The following is a 15,305-nucleotide window of genomic DNA, read 5'->3' as shown; positions in this document are numbered from 1 at the left end:
GTTGGTTCCACGTGAAACATCGCAAAGCGCCACCGGGTGAGCGCACGCCGTGACCGCAGTGCGCCCTCGCGTCAGCACCAGTCGGCCGCCGCCCGCTGAAGCCACTCGTGCGCCCGCGCGATATGGGGCATCGCGAGCGTGCCGGTACGTACCACCAGGAAGTATGTCCGCAGTGGGGGCACGTCCGGCTCGTGCAGTGCGACCACGTCACCTTGCTGGACGGCGGCGGTGCACAGATAGCGGGGCAGTACCGCCAGCCCGGCCCCGGCGCTCGCGCAGGCGAGGACGGCGCGCAGGTCGGGAACGATGACGGTGCCGGACGCGCAGGGACGGGAGTCGAAGACGGAGGCCCAGTACCGGGAGACGAAGGGCAGCGACTCGTGGACCTCGACCACAGGCAGGTTCTCCAGGGCGGCGGCCCCCTTGCGGCGCGGTTTCCCCGAGCCGATCCGCTCGGCCCAGTGAGGGGCGGCGACCAGGACGTGCTCCTCATCGCACAGCGGAGTCGCCGTGAGCAGTGCACCGCGCGGACGGGCCGTGCAGATGACCAGATCGTGATGCCCCGCGGCGAGCCCCTCGAGAATCTCCTCGGCGGTCCCGAAGGAGGCGCGCAGCGCGAAACCCTGCCCGTCGTTCCCGGCGAGCTCGGTGAGGGCGGGGAGCGCGCGTTCCGCGGTGAACTCGGGCGGCCCGGCGAGGTGCAGGGTGCGCAGCGAGGACTCGTCGTCGAGCCCGGTCTCGGCTATCTCCACGAGCGCGTCGAGATGCGGCGCGGCCTTGTGCGCGAGCTCGTCGCCGATGCTCGTGGGGGTCACCCCGCGGGCCTGCCTCAGGAACAACGGGCGGCCCAGCTGCCTTTCCAGGGTGCGGATCTGGGAGGTGACGGCCGGCTGGGAGAGACCGAGAAGCGCGGCGGCGCGGGTGAAGGAGCCGGCCCGGTGCACGGTCACGAAGGTGCGCAGCAAGGCCAGATCCATGGAACGCCCTCCCCTTTCCCTGCCCTTCTCCCGTCCCCCGGACAGGTCCAACTATAAATAAGTCGATAGGTCTCTGTCGCTAGCGTGATTGGACACTGACAGAGAGTCAACTAGCCTTGTTCGCGCGGTTCTGCGCGTGCGGAACCGGGACGGTCCGAGCCACGAGGGGGGAGGCTCGGACCGTCCGTCGTGCACGGCACGGATCCCAGCGGGTTCTCGTCCCGCCCTCAGCCCGCCGACTCGTCCAGCGCCCGGCGCACATCCGCCACCAGGTCCTCCGGGTCCTCGGCGCCGACCGACAGCCGGATGAATCCCTCCGGCACCGCGTCCCCGCCCCAGCGGCCGCGCCGTTCGGCCGTGGAGCGGATCCCGCCGAAGCTGGTCGCGTCGTCCACCAACCGGAGGGCGTCGAGGAACCGGTCGGCACGCGCGCGCGTGGGCAGCGTGAAGGAGACGACACACCCGTAGCGGCGCATCTGCTGTGCGGCGATCTTGTGCGCGGGGTCGTCCGGTAGGCCCGGATAGCGCAGCCCGCTCACCTCGGGCCGTTCCCGCAGGGCCTCGGCGAGAGTCAGGGCGGTGGCGTTCTGCCGGTCCACCCGCAGCTGGAGCGTGGCCAGGGAGCGGTGGGCCAGCCATGCCTCCATGGGCCCGGCGATCGCTCCGGCGATCTTGCGCCAGCGGCGTACGGCGGCCATGGCCTCGCCGTTTCGGCCGGTGACGTATCCGAGCAGGAGGTCCCCGTGTCCGGTGAGCTGCTTGGTGCCGCTGGCCACGGAGAAGTCGGCGCCCAGGTCCAGTGGCCGCTGCCCGAGCGGCGTCGCGAGCGTGTTGTCGACGGCGACCAGGGCGCCACGTGCGTGAGCCGCGCCCACGAGCCGCCGGATGTCGCAGACGTCGAGCCCGGGGTTGGCCGGCGACTCGATCCACAGCAGCCTCGCCCCGTCGAGGACCTCCAGCTGGGCGTCGCCGCCGGTGGGCGCGCTGCGCACCTCGATGCCGTACGCCTCCAGCTGGGCGCGCACCAAGGGCAGCGCCTGGTAGCCGTCACTGGGCAGCACGACGGCGTCCCCGGTACGCAACTGGGAGAACAGCACGGACGAGGTGGCGGCCATGCCGGAGGAGAAGACCAGCGTCTCCACGCCGTCCTGCCCAGGGGCCTCGAGCTCGCCGATGGCGCGCTCCAGCAGGGTCCAGGTGGGGTTCTCGTCGCGGCCGTAGGTGTACGGCCCCGTGGGATCGCCCGGCAGGTGGAAGTGGGCGGCGAACACGGGCCCGGGCAGGGTGGGCTCGTGCTTGACCGGCTCGGGCAGCCCGGCCCGCACCGCGCGCGTGCCCTCGCCCGGGCTGGAGAGACCGTGTCCGGCGCCTCCAGGGCCCGTCTCCGCGCCCGGGCCGGTGTTGCCCGCAGCCGGCTCGCTCATGCCGCTCGTCCCTCCGCTTCGTGCCGTACCGAGGCGAGCAGACCGGTGCTCGCCGCCTCCACCATCTCAAGACACTCCTCGAAGCCGTCCAGGCCCCCGTAGTACGGGTCCGGTACGTCGAGGTCGTCGCCCGCGCAATCGGCAGGTGTGTGCGAAGCGCTCGTTGAGGGGTGGTGGTCGGGTGACGGGAGGGCGTAGGAGCGCAGCAGCCGCACCTTCCGTGCGTCCTCCTCAGTGGGTGCCAGGCGGCGCAGGGCCTTGAGGTGCCCGGTGTCGAGGGCGATCACCAGGTCGAGGCGGGCGAACCACGACGCCTGGAACTGGCGGGCCGTGTGGTCGCTGTCGTAGCCGTGGCCGTCCAGGACGGAGACGGTGCGCGGGTCGGCACCGTCGCCCTCGTGCCAGCCGCCGGTGCCGGCGCTGTCGACCTCGATGAGATCCTCCAGCCCGGCCTCCGCCACGCGCGCGCGGAAGACGGACTCGGCCATCGGGGACCGGCAGATGTTGCCGGTGCAGACGAAGCAGACGCGGTAGGTCATGACTGGCTCAGTCCTCATCGGGCAGGACGACGTGCAGAGCCCAGGAGACGATCGAGATGATCAGGCCGCCGAGCACGGCCGTCCAGAAGCCCTCCACGTGGAAGCTCAGGTCGAGCTTGTCACACACCCACGAGGTCAGCAGCAGCATCAGCGCGTTGACCACCAGGGTGAACAGGCCGAGCGTGAGGATGAACAGCGGGAAGGTCAGCACCTTGAGGAGCGGCTTGACCAGCCAGTTCACCAGGCCGAAGACCAGCGCGACGGCAATCAGCGTGCCGGCCTTCTTGGCGGTGTTGTCACCGGTCAGAGTGATCTTGTCGAGCAGCCATACGGCGACCGCCAGAGCGCCCGCGTTGGCGATCGTCTTGACTATGAAATTCTTCATGTGTCTGATCGTGGCAGACCTGAACGGCTGCGAGCAGTAGGGCGAGGGCGACAACAGGATGAAGGCATTCCGGCTGGACGAACTGGAGGCGGAGCGCGCCGCCAACGCGGGTGCATACCTCCAGTTCCTGCGAGAACGGAACATGTCGGTAGGCCTGTACGCCCTCGACGCGGGCGAGCACGACCCGCAGAAGCCGCACAACCAGGACGAGGTGTACTTCGTCGTCAGCGGCCGGGCCTCCATCACGGTCGGCCTGGAGACCATCCAGGTGGCACGCGGCAGCGTGGTGTACGTGCCGGCCGGGGTCGCTCACAAGTTCCACCACATCAGCGAGGACCTCAGGGTCCTGGTGGTGTTCTCTCCGCCCGAAGCGTGAAGCCGACCCCGGTGATTCCCTAGGGGAACGGTCAGGGGAGGACAAGGGGTGCGAGGCCCCCGCCGAGCCCCCTCGCGGACCTAGCATCGAGGCAGGACATCTGGAGCACGACTTCGAGAGCAAGGGACAAGGGCAATGCGAGAGATCTTCGCGGGTCTGCCGTGGTGGGTGAAGTGGGTCGCGGTGCCGGTCATCGCCCTGGTCGTGTTCGGCGGTCTGATAGCCACCGTCGTCGGGTTCGTGATCGGCCTGCTCTTCAAGGCGCTGGTCTTCGTGGCCCTGGTCGGCGGACTCATCTACATCGTGCGGAAGTTCATGGCGGGCTCCTCGTCGCGCAGCGACTGGTGAGCCGTAGAGGGAGCCGGTGACGGTAACAGGGAGCGCCGGTTCCCTCGGGCGAGGGAAGTTTTCCGGGCGAGCGGTCCGCGAGCGGTGGCGGGCGATTAGAGTCCGGAATTCGCCACGGGGCCCAGCCCCGGGGACGGCATACACCCCCACCCCGTGTTCCTGCTGCACGGGCTGCCCCCTCGCGCTTCGGGAGTGACCTCTTGGCCACGGTCGACACCGCACCCGCGGAACCGCCCGCACCCCCCACCCAGCCCCAGCCACGCACCGCCACACCTGCGGCCGGGCGGCCGCACACCGTGGCGATTCCCGAACAGCGGCAGTCCGCGACCCTCATCGGATCGGTGCAACGCGCGATGCGCCTGCTGGAGACCGTCGCCGGTCACGAGTACGGAGCCCCCGCCAAGCAACTGGCCCGCGAGACCGGGCTCGCCCTCCCCACGGCGTACCACCTGCTGCGCACCCTGGTGCACGAGGGTTATCTGCGCCGGGAGAAGGGACTGTTCTTCCTCGGTGAGGCGGCCGAACGGCTGAGCAGCAGCGGAGCGAAGCAGAAACGTCGCAGCACGGTCGCCGACGCGCTGGCGCACTGCCGGGACTCCCTCGGTGTGCCGGTGTACTACGCCATGTACCGCGAGGGCGAGATCGAGGTCATGTGTGTCTCCGACACCCCGGGCAACCCTGCGGTCGAGGAGTGGGCCGACTTCCGCGAGACCGGGCACGCGCACGCCATCGGTCAGTGTCTGCTGTCCCAACTGGACGAGGAGGCCCGCCGGGACCACCTCGACCGTTATCCCGCGCAGTCCCTCACGCCGTACACGGTGCGCGACGACCACGCCCTGCTGCGGCGCCTCGAGCGGATCCGGCGGATGGAACCGGTGACAGAGCGGCAGGAGTACGCGCTGGGCACGGTCTGTGCCGCGATCCCGATCACCGTCGGCACCACGGCTGCCACGATGGCCATCTCCCTGCCGTCCCATCAGTCCGACCGGCTGCTGCCCGCGGTCCAGCGGCTCCAGACGGAAATCGGCCGGAACCTGGGCTCGATCGCGGTCTCTATCAGTATCTGAAAACTCACTCCTTGTGATCTCCTGTGTACTTTCAGCAAGATTTCATCAGTGTCAAAGGGGTCATTACCGGCCAGTCGGTGTCCTATGACGGGATGGGCGATGCGCGAGTCCGTACAGGCAGAAGTCATGATGAGCTTTCTCGTGTCGGAGGAGCTCTCCTTCCGCATCCCCGTGGAACTGCGGTACGAGACATGTGATCCCTATGCCGTGCGGCTGACCTTCCACCTGCCTGGTGATGCCCCGGTGACCTGGGCCTTCGGGCGCGAGCTGCTGGTTGACGGGGTGGGCCGGCCGTGCGGCGACGGCGATGTGCGCATCTCGCCCGCAGGCCCCGAGGCGCTGGGTGAGGTGCTGATCAGGCTTCAGGTGGGGGCGGACCAGGCCCTGTTCCGCTCCTCGACGCCCCCGCTGGTGGCCTTCCTCGACCGTACGGACAAGCTGGTGCCGCTGGGGCAGGAGGGGGCGCTGGCCGACTTCGACACCCACCTCGACGAGGCTCTGGACCGCATCCTGGCCGAGGAGCAGAGCGCCGGCTGAAGCGTCACGGCAGGGCCCGGGGAGCTCCGCCTCGGCACCGGGGAGCTTGCAGTAACGCTTCTCCGCCTGCTTCCGTCAACTCCTGCCGCAGCCTCACCGCTTCCGGCGCCGACCCCGTCCACCGCGTGCCGGAGCCGGCGAACTCACGCCGGCCGCGGCCGGCGCCGCTCCCGGACGGTCGGCCGCCACCACCAGAGCCGCTAGGACGGTGGTGACCGGTACGGAGGCCACCAGACCGATCGAACCCACCAGCGTGCGAACGATCTCCTCCGCCACCAGCTCGCTGTTGGCGACCGTGCCCACGCTGCTCTGCGCGATGGAGAACAGCAGGAGCAGCGGCAGCGCGGCACCCGCGTAGGCCAGCACGAGCGTGTTGACGACGGATGCGATGTGGTCACGGCCGATACGGATGGCCGCGCGGTACAGCCCCCGCCAGCCCATCGACGGATTGGCTTCGTGCAGTTCCCACACGGCCGAGGTCTGTGTCACCGTCACATCGTCCAGGACACCGAGCGAGCCGATGATGACACCGGCGAGCAGCAGACCGCTCATGTCGATCGACGGATACAGGCCGTGGATCAGACCGGTGCTGTCGTCCGTGTTGCCGGTGAGGGCGGCCCAGCCGATGAACAGCTTGCCGAGGACACCGATCAGGGACAGCGAGATCAGCGTGCCGAGGACGGCCACCGATGTACGGGCCGACAGGCCGTGGCACATGTAGAGCGCGATCAGCATGATGGCACTGGCGCCGACCACCGCCACGATCAGCGGGTTCGACCCCTGCAGGATCGCGGGCAGGATGAAGAAGTTGAGGATCAGGAAACTGATGGCCAGCGCGACCAGCGCCATGACGCCACGCATCCGCCCGACGACCACGACGGCGAGTGCGAAGATCCCGGCCAGCAGTGCCGTCGGGAAGCGCCGGTTGACGTCGGTCACCGAGTACTGCAGGTCCTTCGGCGCCGAGGGCTCGTAGGCGGCCACGACCTTCTCGCCCTGGTGCAGCTGTCGTGGCTGGTCCGGCTGCACGATCTCCGTGAACGTACGGCCCTTGTCCTTGCCGGTGTCGACCCGGATCGTCGCCTTCTTGCAGGTGCCACTCGCCTCCTGCTGCGCGGAGCTGACCCCGGCGGTGGAGGTGTCGCCGGTCGAGGTGCCCCCGGAGGCGTACACCGACTTGCAGCTGACCTCCACGACCTTGGTGACTGTGGCCTGCTGCGTCTGCCGGTCGAAGCCGACGCCCGTTCGCTTGTGCGGAGGGGCGCCGCCGGGCCACAGAACCACGAGCCCGACCACTACCGCCGCGGTGAACGGGATCAGAATGGCCGCGATGACCTTGCGCAGATGCTTGGAGACCGGGGCCGCGGGGCCGTGGCTGTGACTGTGGGAGTGCCCGTGTCCCCCGCCCTGTCCGTGTTCTCCGCCGTCCCCGCGCCCCTCACCGGCGGCGTGGCCGGATTCTGAGCCGTCGCCAGGGCCGTGCCCGTGTGGCGGCTCGGGGGGCGGGTACGGAGGCTGTTGCGTCGTGGTCACCGCCCGATCATTGCAAGAACGGGCAGAGGCGGACTGTTCACCGCGCCACAAATGACGCTAGCGTGGAGGCACCTTTGCACACGCGGGAGCTCGGAGCACCGGGCTGAGAGGGCGCTGACCTCCGTCTTCGCGATGTTTCACGTGGAACACCGACAGACGGAAACCGCTGCGTCGACCGCCGAACCTGTTACCGGGTAATGCCGGCGTAGGGAGTAGGTCTCATGACCAACAAGGACGCACGCACGCCTGCCTCCACGCAGCTCTCCAGCGACGGGGAGGCCGGGAAGTCCATCGGCTGGCACAAGGGGTATGTCGAGGGTTCGCGCCCCGACCTGCGCGTGCCGGTCCGTCAGGTGCACCTCACCACCGGCCGGTCGGTCACGCTGTACGACACCTCCGGCCCGTACACCGATCCACTTGTCGAGACCGACGTCCGCAGGGGCCTGTCGCCGCTGCGGGACAACTGGATCATCGCCCGCGGAGACACCGAGGAGTACGCGGGCCGTCCCGTCCGCCCTGAGGACGACGGGATCAAGCACACCTCGCCCCGGGGCGGCCTGCGCAACCTCGACGCGGTCTTCCCCGGACGGCCCCGCCAGCCGCGCAGGGGCCGGGACGGCCAGGCGGTCACCCAGCTCGCCTACGCACGCCGTGGCGAAATCACACCCGAGATGGAGTTCGTGGCGCTGAGGGAGAACGTTTCTCCCGAGGTCGTCCGTGAGGAGATCGCGGCGGGCCGGGCAGTGCTGCCCGCCAACGTCAACCACCCGGAGATCGAGCCGATGATCATCGGCAAGCGGTTCCTGGTGAAGGTCAACGCCAACATCGGCAACTCGGCGGTGACCTCCTCCATCGAGGAGGAGGTCGAGAAGATGACCTGGGCGACCCGCTGGGGCGCCGACACGGTCATGGACCTGTCCACCGGCCGCAACATCCACACCACCCGCGAGTGGGTGCTGCGCAACTCCCCCGTCCCCATCGGAACGGTGCCGCTCTACCAGGCACTGGAGAAGGTCGACGGCAAGGCCGAGGAACTGACCTGGGAGATCTACAAGGACACGGTCGTCGAACAGGCCGAGCAGGGCGTGGACTACATGACCGTCCACGCCGGCGTGCGTCTGGCGTACGTGCCGCTGACCGCGAACCGCAAGACCGGCATCGTCTCGCGCGGCGGCTCGATCATGGCGGCCTGGTGCCTGGCGCACCACAAGGAGTCGTTCCTGTACGAGAACTTCGAGGAGCTCTGCGAGATCCTCGCCGCCTACGACGTCACGTACTCGCTGGGCGACGGTCTCAGGCCGGGCTCGATCGCGGACGCCAACGACGAGGCGCAGTTCGCGGAACTCCGAACGCTTGGGGAACTCAACGGGATCGCCAAGCGTTTCAACGTACAGACCATGATCGAGGGTCCGGGACACGTCCCGATGCACAAGATCAAGGAGAACATCGACCTTCAGCAGGAGATCTGCGATGAAGCTCCGTTCTATACGCTCGGCCCGCTGACCACGGACGTCGCACCGGCGTACGACCACATCACCTCCGGCATCGGTGCCGCGATGATCGCCTGGTGGGGCACGGCGATGCTCTGCTATGTCACGCCCAAGGAGCACTTGGGCCTGCCCAACCGTGACGACGTCAAGACCGGCGTCATCACCTACAAGATCGCCGCCCACGCAGCCGACCTCGCCAAGGGCCACCCAGGTGCCCAGGAATGGGACGACGCACTGTCCGACGCCCGCTTCGAGTTCCGGTGGGAGGACCAGTTCAACCTCGCCCTCGACCCGGACACGGCACGGGAGTTCCACGACGAGACGCTCCCGGCCGAGCCCGCCAAGACGGCCCACTTCTGCTCCATGTGCGGGCCGAAATTCTGCAGCATGAAGATCAGTCAAAGCATCACAGAGCGGTTCGGTGGTGCGGCGGCTGAGGGGGCGTCGGCTGAGGAGGTAGCCGAGGGGATGCTCCAGAAGTCGAAGGAGTTCGCTGAGGCGGGGAACCGGGTGTACCTGCCGATAGCGGATTGACCGACGCCAGTAGAGGCGCCGTCCCCAGAAAAGCTGAAAGCCGGGGGCGGCGCTTGGCCGTATGGCCGGGTTGTGATCCACCGTAAGCTGCCTGCTTCAGCGCTCGATCGTCAGGAAGAGGTGGGCTCACGGGCATGGGCATATGGGATGTGAAGCGCGACGACGAGCGGTTGCAATGGACGCTGGAGCCGTTCGAGCGCATCGGCCCGCTGATGTTCGGAATGCGCCCCGCAGAAGTGGCCAGTGCCCTTGGCCGGGGTGCAGCGGGCTACCGCAAGAGCATCCCGTGGGGAGACACCGTGACGGGTCTGGAGGGCTTCACGGACGTGGGCCTGACCGCTTACTACGCGGATGGCGTCCGCTTGGCCGGCATTACGGTGGACGCCCGCCTCGGGCCCCAGGTCCTGGCTGACGGGAAGGCGCTCGTCGGACGTGTCCCCTCTGAGATGGAGCAGTGGCTCATAGAGCGCGCCGAGGTGAGAGAACCGTACTGCGAACTCTTCTACATGCCCGGGGCTGACCCGGGCTCACAGACTCTCGGTCTGGTGATGTGCGTGCAGAGGGTCGGAGATGTCGTGCTCACTCGGCCGGTCTTTGTCGCCTCTGAATGGATCGACGACGTCTATCACCGCCTTCCGAGCTCGGAGTGGGCAACCTTCTGAGGCCGGACGCGCACAACCTGCGGTTGCCCCGGTGCTTTCCGATTCCTGGCTCGTGTTGTCGAGCATGAAGATCTCACACGACATCAGGCGTGAACACGGCAAAACTCAGGCCGACATCGAGGAGGGTACGGCGCAGAAGTCGAAGGAGGTCGCGGCGAGCGGGAACCGTGTGTATCTGCCGATCGCGGACTGAGCCCGGACGACGGGTGGTCCGTGCTGCCGGATGGCCTGAAGCCGGCAGGGAGCACGGACCGCCCGGTCTCTCCCGGCACAGCCTGGCTGACCCGGGACCGTCCGCCGAGGGCCGCTCGTCGTAACGGAAAGGGCAAGCCGCCGGTCGCCGCCCGGCAAGATCACTACTGTCTCCGGCATGGGCGGGATCGATGTTGCCAATGGAGTGGTGGGTGCCGTACTCGGCATGTTGTGTGCGGTGCTGTTCCAGCAGCCTTTGCAGGACGGCTGGTATTGGCTGCGGAGGCGTTCGTCGAGTGCGATCCGCGGTCTGAGGCGCCAGGAGGAGTCGGGGCCCGCCTGGCGGACGTTCTCGCTCGGGCCTCTGCAGACGTCCGCCCTGATCGTGGAAGGCGACGGCGAGACCCCGGTTCCTGCCGAGACGGTCTTCGTCCATGTGCTCGACGAGGAGGTGAAACTGCCTGATGACATGGCGCCCTGGCTGGATGAGATCGCCGGGGAGAGCGAACGCCTGCGAGCCGAGGGACGCGTCCCGCTGTGGAACGGCCCGCGGTACGCGGTCGAGTCGTTCGACATCTCCCGGACCGCGCTGGAGGAGAAGCCCGAGGTCCATCTGAGACTGCGTCCGACCGACTACTACACGTTCCTCGCCGCCCAGCAACTCGACCGCCGGCTGCCGGACGGAACGACACCGCGGTCCCGTTACCTGGATCCCGACCGCCCCCTGACCGCGCCGGCCTTCCTGCAGTGCAGCTTCGCCGTCAACGTCGCGGTGGTGACGGCCGACGACATGCTGGTGGTGAGCCGGCGCAGCGAGCGGGTGCGGATGGCTCCGGGTGTGTGGAACTCCTCTGTCAACGAGGGGCTTTCCCGCCACATCGACTCCTCGGGGCGCAGCGCACCCGATCTGCATGCCGTGGCGTGCCGAGGCATGCGGGAGGAACTGTCACTGGAGCCCCATGAGTACTCGTTGGAGCTCCTGGCGTTCGTACTGGACACGAACAAGCGCCACTGGAGCGGTCACTTCTACGCCCGGCTGAAGGAGCTGCGCAGCGAGGATCTCCAGGCGCGGATGAGCCGGGGTGTCGCGGACCGGTGGGAGCACGAGACGATCGACTACGTTCCTTTCCGCCCCGCGTCGGTGGTGAGGTACATGCTGCGGGAGGACCGCGTCCACCGGTGGGCGCCTCTGGCACCCGCCCTGTTCCATCTCAGTCTCGTGCATGTGTTCAGCCGTACGAGCGTCGAACGAGTGGAGGCGCAGGTCCTCAGACGTCTGTAGTGCGCAGGCGTGCCCCGTCTCCGGCTTGCGCCCCCGCCGGGGGCGCAAGCCAGGGGTCATTCCGGCTGGTGCTCCGGGCCACCGAAGTCCGGGCTCGTGTAGTCCGGGCTGCTGAAGCTCGGGCGAGAGCCCGGAGTGGTGCCGTCGTCGGGGCTGCTGAATCCCGGTCGGTCGTAGCCGAGCCGGGGCATGCGCCCGGTCGGCGACGGCGGGGTCATGTGGTGCAGGGAGCTGGTGCCGGGGGCGGCGAGCGCCTCCTGGAGGAAGGGCAGGATGCCGCGCTCCAGCAGGGCCTCGTGCCAGGCCTCCCTGGCCCGGGTCACTTCCTCGGTCGCCTCCCCGTGGAGTCCGTCGTCGAGCGAGGGGTTGTTGCGCAGGGCGGTGAGGAGCAGGCCGACGGCGGCGACCAGGATCGCGGCAGCCGTCATGGCGCCGAACACCCAGCCAGTGGTGATCATCGTCTGGGCGAAGGCCGGAGCCGGGTCCAGCATCTTCAGGATGTAGCCGACGAGGAGGAAGATCGCCGCGGCGGTACCGGCGAGCACGGGAGCGAGGACCGCGACGATGGCGACGGCGCCCGCGCCGGCGGTCTCGGCGGCCTCGCCGAGGGTGGTGGCGAGCCCCATCGGACCCGTGCCCGGCTCCGCGGACTTGGCCAGGGGGACGGAGGACGGAGTGGGCGGCGCCGGCCGGCGCAGTTCCTCGCGGACCTTTACGTAGTACTGGTACTCGGTCGCCGCGGCCGCCGTGATGAGTGCGGTGGCGTTGAGCGCCATGGTGCGCAGTTGTTCGGGGTTGAGCCGCTGTCCTACAGCGACCAGTTCCGGGCGGTGTGGTGCGGAGCGCAGCGCCTCATCGAGGATCCGCTCGTATTCCTGGCGGTCCTCGTTCAGCAGGTGCTGCGGAACGCTGTTCATGTGCATCCCCCGATGCTCCGTAGGGCTTGGGGCTCGCACGTCGACGAGCCGTCGGGCAGAAACGGAGGGGAGCCTGCTACGGATAAGCCGATGGTAGAGCCGTCACGGCGCGTGGTGACAGGGGGTTGCCGGAAATTGGGTGCCGGCCTGCACGAACGCCGCCGGGGGAACGCCTGCCCGGCGAACGCTCAGCCACCTAGCGGAAGTTGTTGGACCAGCAGCTTTCCGGCCATGGTCACTCCGCCGTCCATCGCGATGGCCAGCCCGTCCGCGTAGACGTGGGGTCCCTCGACCACGGGACCGGTGTCCTCGTCCTCTTCCTCGGAGCCGGCCTCGCCCAGCAGGTAGGGGATGGGGCTGTGGCCGTGAACGATGCGGGTGCCGCCGTACGTATCGAGGAGGGAGCGCACCGCTTCGGCGCCGCCCTCGCGGAAGGAGAAGCGCTTGGTGAACTTGCGGAACAGGTCCCAGACTTCGTCCGCGTCGTTGCGCGTGATGGTCTCGCGGACGGTGTCGTTGACCGCTTCGATGGAGTCGCCGTAGTCGAGGTAGGCGGTGGTGTCGGAGTGGACGAGCAGGTAGCCGTCGACCTCCTCGACGGCGTCCAGGCGGGCCATCCACTGCAGGTGGTGGTCCTGGAGACGGTCCATGTCGGTCTTCTGGCCGCCGTTGAGCAGCCAGGCCGCCTGGAAGGTGGCGGTGCCGGCGCCGGAGTTGACGGGGGTGTCGCCGAACCGCTTGGCGCCGAGCAGCAGCAGCTCGTGGTTGCCCATGAGCGCCTTGCAGTAGCCGCCGGCCGCGGCGGCCTCGGCGGACAGCCGCATGACCAGGTCGATGACGCCGATGCCGTCCGGGCCGCGGTCGGTGAAGTCACCGAGGAACCACAGCCGGGCGGTGCCCGCGCACCACTGGCCGACGGCGTCGATCAGGCCCTTCTCCTGGAGGGCGGCGACCAGCTCGTCGATATAGCCGTGCACGTCGCCGACGACGTACAGCGGGCCCGGGCCGGTGTTGGGCTGGGCGGCCGGTGCGGGTCCCGGTTCGACGGTCACCTGGACGGTGTCGCCACGGTGGATGACGGGCAGGTCGCGCTCGGTGGGCGTGTACCCCTCGGGATACGCCTCCTCGACGGCGGGCGCGGTGTCACCGGGGTGGGTGCTGCGCACGTACGGACCGGTCTCGTTGACGTACGCGGGCACCCGGAAGTCGCGCAACGTCGCCGTCCGCTCCACCTCGGGTCCCTGACCGGCCCCCTGAGTCATCAGACCCCTCCACCATCGCGCCGCATCTGCACCGCATCGGACTGCCTGGTCGCAGCGGCCCGCGGTGTCGTGGGCCCATCATAGGAATGCGGATCGCGCCGTGTGATGACCCAGGGGTGGTGAATCGGAGCAAGACGCCAGTTCACCGCGGCTTTCGCCCCGTTTGGGCAGGGGTTCGACCGACTGCTGATCCCGGTGCCGGCCGCCTGTGGTCCCCCCTCGGGCCTCGCCGGCGAGTCTCCGGGCACTCCCCTTGGTCGCGGCGCCGGGACCGGCCGTCAGCTCCTCTCCGGCGCGCGCGGCGGGCTGATGGTCGTACGGGGCGGCCGGCGCTGGGAGGAGGTGCGCACGATCAGCTCCGTCGGTATCACCTGCTCCACCGGGTGGTCCGACTCCACGCCTTCGATGGCGTCGATGAGCAGCTGAACCACGGCCGTGCCGATGCGGCGGGGCTTGAGGGAGAGCGTGGTGATGGGCGGCTCGGTGTTGGCGTACACGGTGGACTCGCTGCAGCAGACCAGGAGCAGGTCGTCCGGGACGCGCAGGCCGTAGCGGCGGGCGGCGGCCAGCAGGTCGGTGCCGTTCGGGTCGAACAGGCCGTAGACGGCGTCCGGCCGGTCCGGCCGGGCGAGCAGCCGGTCGGCGGCGACGGCGCCGGCGCAGGGGTCGTGCGCCGGGTAGGCCTCGTACACCGGGTCCTGGCCGACCCGCTCGCACCAGTTCAGGTACGCGGTGGTGGACAGGTGGGTGTAGGTGTCCGTGGTCGTTCCGGTGAGCAGGCCGATCCTGCGGGCCCCGGCGGCGGCGAGGTGATCCAGGATGCCGAGGACCGCGGCCTCGTGGTCGTTGTCGACCCAGGCGGTGACCGGGAGGGACCCGGCGGGGCGGCCGTCCGAGACGACCGGCAGGCCCTGCCGGACCAGCTCGCTGACCACGGGATCCTGGTCGGAGGGGTCGATGACGACCGTGCCGTCCAGGGCGACGTTCGACCACACGTCGTGGCGGGAGGTCGCGGGCAGGATCACGAGGGCGTAGCCGCGGGCGAGCGCGGCCGAGGTGGCCGCGCGGGCCATCTCGGCGAAGTACGCGAACTCGGTGAAGGTGAAAGGTTCATCCCCGTAGGTCGTCACGGTCAGGCCGATCAGACCGGATTTGCCGGTACGGAGTGTGCGGGCGGCGGCCGAGGGCCGGTACCCCAGCCGGTCGGCGACCTCTCGGACATGGCGGCGGGTGGCGTCCGGGAGCCGGCCCTTGCCGTTGAGGGCGTCGGAGACGGTCGTGATGGAGACCCCGGCGGCGGCGGCGACGTCTCTGATGCCTGCCCGGCCCGGCCGACTGCCTCGACGTGAGGTTTCCGCGCGGCTCACCTGGTGCTTCCCTGCTGCTGTCATGGCGAGCCGATAGTAGGGCTCATGCGGTGGGGTAGTGCGGACGCATATGCACGCGTTGACAGGCACGTTTCTGCATGGTCATAGGGGGTCAACTACCTTAGAAAAAAAGGTAGTTGAACGCTCCAAAGGCAAGACGTGACTTGTTGGCGCGCATAGGCCTGCTAAGTGTCCGATGTCTCGAAGAGGTCTCAACTCACCTTCACGGGTGATGCGCGCCAGGGCGCGAGCCACCGGCGCATAGATATATGTGCGGCGCGCCCCCCGATACGTACGCCTTGGGGTGGTGATGCCCGTGATGCCGGTGTGGCGGAACGCATGAGTGCAGCGAGCTGTCCGAGGCCGTCGCTGTCATCGCTCAGCTGTACGCAGAAACGCCGAATCCTCATAAG

16 protein-coding genes and 1 riboswitch are annotated in these 15,305 nt (G+C 69.0%); of the genes, 8 read left to right on the top strand and 8 right to left on the bottom strand.

What is annotated here, in order from left to right; genetic code table 11:
- Nucleotides 1-71: 71 nt before the first annotated feature.
- The 4 genes from ACH45E_RS08800 to ACH45E_RS08785 all read right to left on the bottom strand — a co-directional run bounded on the left by ACH45E_RS08800 (nt 72) and on the right by ACH45E_RS08785 (nt 3,325).
- Nucleotides 72-977 carry a LysR family transcriptional regulator gene (locus tag ACH45E_RS08800; protein ID WP_361441960.1) on the bottom strand — a complete coding sequence of 302 codons (906 nt, stop codon included), beginning with the start codon at nt 975-977 and terminating at the stop codon, nt 72-74.
- Between the two features lie 227 nt (nt 978-1,204).
- Nucleotides 1,205-2,401 (bottom strand): cystathionine gamma-lyase, encoded by a 1,197-nt coding sequence (locus ACH45E_RS08795; protein ID WP_361441957.1) that lies wholly within the window; start codon nt 2,399-2,401, stop codon nt 1,205-1,207.
- Nucleotides 2,398-2,940, bottom strand: a complete 543-nt coding sequence (locus ACH45E_RS08790; RefSeq protein WP_361441954.1) for a low molecular weight protein-tyrosine-phosphatase — start codon at nt 2,938-2,940, stop codon at nt 2,398-2,400. Before ACH45E_RS08790 ends, ACH45E_RS08795 begins: the two co-directional genes overlap by 4 nt.
- A gap of 7 nt (nt 2,941-2,947) precedes the next feature.
- Entirely contained in the window at nt 2,948-3,325 is a 378-nt protein-coding gene (locus tag ACH45E_RS08785) for a phage holin family protein (RefSeq protein ID WP_361441951.1), read from the bottom strand.
- 58 nt (nt 3,326-3,383) lie between these two features.
- Between ACH45E_RS08785 and ACH45E_RS08780 the strand changes: the two genes are divergently transcribed.
- The 4 genes from ACH45E_RS08780 to ACH45E_RS08765 all read left to right on the top strand — a co-directional run bounded on the left by ACH45E_RS08780 (nt 3,384) and on the right by ACH45E_RS08765 (nt 5,653).
- Nucleotides 3,384-3,701 carry a cupin domain-containing protein gene (locus ACH45E_RS08780; RefSeq protein WP_361441948.1) on the top strand — a complete coding sequence of 106 codons (318 nt, stop codon included), beginning with the start codon at nt 3,384-3,386 and terminating at the stop codon, nt 3,699-3,701.
- A 135-nt stretch (nt 3,702-3,836) separates the two neighbouring features.
- Nucleotides 3,837-4,049 (top strand): DUF5326 family protein, encoded by a 213-nt coding sequence (locus tag ACH45E_RS08775; RefSeq protein ID WP_361441945.1) that lies wholly within the window; start codon nt 3,837-3,839, stop codon nt 4,047-4,049.
- 341 nt (nt 4,050-4,390) lie between these two features.
- Entirely contained in the window at nt 4,391-5,116 is a 726-nt protein-coding gene (locus ACH45E_RS08770) for an IclR family transcriptional regulator C-terminal domain-containing protein (protein ID WP_361442608.1), read from the top strand.
- Between the two features lie 99 nt (nt 5,117-5,215).
- Nucleotides 5,216-5,653, top strand: a complete 438-nt coding sequence (locus ACH45E_RS08765; protein WP_361441942.1) for an SsgA family sporulation/cell division regulator — start codon at nt 5,216-5,218, stop codon at nt 5,651-5,653.
- A 93-nt stretch (nt 5,654-5,746) separates the two neighbouring features.
- On the opposite strand, the gene ACH45E_RS08760 is transcribed toward ACH45E_RS08765, so the two are convergent.
- Nucleotides 5,747-7,186, bottom strand: coding sequence for a YibE/F family protein (locus ACH45E_RS08760; RefSeq protein ID WP_361441939.1), 1,440 nt, complete (start codon nt 7,184-7,186; stop codon nt 5,747-5,749).
- 72 nt (nt 7,187-7,258) lie between these two features.
- Nucleotides 7,259-7,415, top strand: a riboswitch (TPP riboswitch).
- Here ACH45E_RS08760 and thiC point away from each other — a divergent pair.
- The 4 genes from thiC to ACH45E_RS08740 all read left to right on the top strand — a co-directional run bounded on the left by thiC (nt 7,408) and on the right by ACH45E_RS08740 (nt 11,346).
- A complete protein-coding gene (gene thiC / locus ACH45E_RS08755; RefSeq protein WP_361441936.1) occupies nt 7,408-9,210 on the top strand; it encodes a phosphomethylpyrimidine synthase ThiC in 1,803 nt (600 codons plus the stop codon). It overlaps the preceding riboswitch by 8 nt.
- A gap of 134 nt (nt 9,211-9,344) precedes the next feature.
- On the top strand, nt 9,345-9,872 hold the full coding sequence (locus ACH45E_RS08750) for a hypothetical protein (protein ID WP_361441933.1): 528 nt from the start codon (nt 9,345-9,347) through the stop codon (nt 9,870-9,872).
- 64 nt (nt 9,873-9,936) lie between these two features.
- A complete protein-coding gene (locus ACH45E_RS08745; RefSeq protein WP_361442668.1) occupies nt 9,937-10,065 on the top strand; it encodes a hypothetical protein in 129 nt (42 codons plus the stop codon).
- A 177-nt stretch (nt 10,066-10,242) separates the two neighbouring features.
- Complete coding sequence (locus ACH45E_RS08740) at nt 10,243-11,346, top strand: hypothetical protein (protein WP_361441930.1); 1,104 nt, start codon at nt 10,243-10,245, stop codon at nt 11,344-11,346.
- Nucleotides 11,347-11,402: 56 nt separating this feature from the next.
- Here the strand turns inward: ACH45E_RS08740 and ACH45E_RS08735 are convergent, their stop codons facing one another.
- From ACH45E_RS08735 to ACH45E_RS08725, 3 genes are all read right to left on the bottom strand, one after another.
- Complete coding sequence (locus ACH45E_RS08735; RefSeq protein ID WP_361441927.1) at nt 11,403-12,269, bottom strand: hypothetical protein; 867 nt, start codon at nt 12,267-12,269, stop codon at nt 11,403-11,405.
- Nucleotides 12,270-12,451: 182 nt separating this feature from the next.
- Nucleotides 12,452-13,525, bottom strand: a complete 1,074-nt coding sequence (locus ACH45E_RS08730; protein WP_361441924.1) for a metallophosphoesterase — start codon at nt 13,523-13,525, stop codon at nt 12,452-12,454.
- 278 nt (nt 13,526-13,803) lie between these two features.
- Nucleotides 13,804-14,916: a LacI family DNA-binding transcriptional regulator gene (locus ACH45E_RS08725; RefSeq protein WP_361441921.1), complete on the bottom strand. Its 1,113-nt coding sequence runs from the start codon at nt 14,914-14,916 to the stop codon at nt 13,804-13,806.
- Between the last annotated feature and the right edge of the window lie 389 nt (nt 14,917-15,305).

Origin of the sequence: Streptomyces sp. NPDC020299 (genome assembly GCF_044387825.1) — a bacterium.
In the GTDB taxonomy this organism is placed as follows: Bacteria; Actinomycetota; Actinomycetes; order Streptomycetales; family Streptomycetaceae; genus Streptomyces.
The sequence above is the reverse complement of the archived record's forward strand: the minus strand, read 5'-3'. Positions and strand labels throughout refer to the sequence as shown.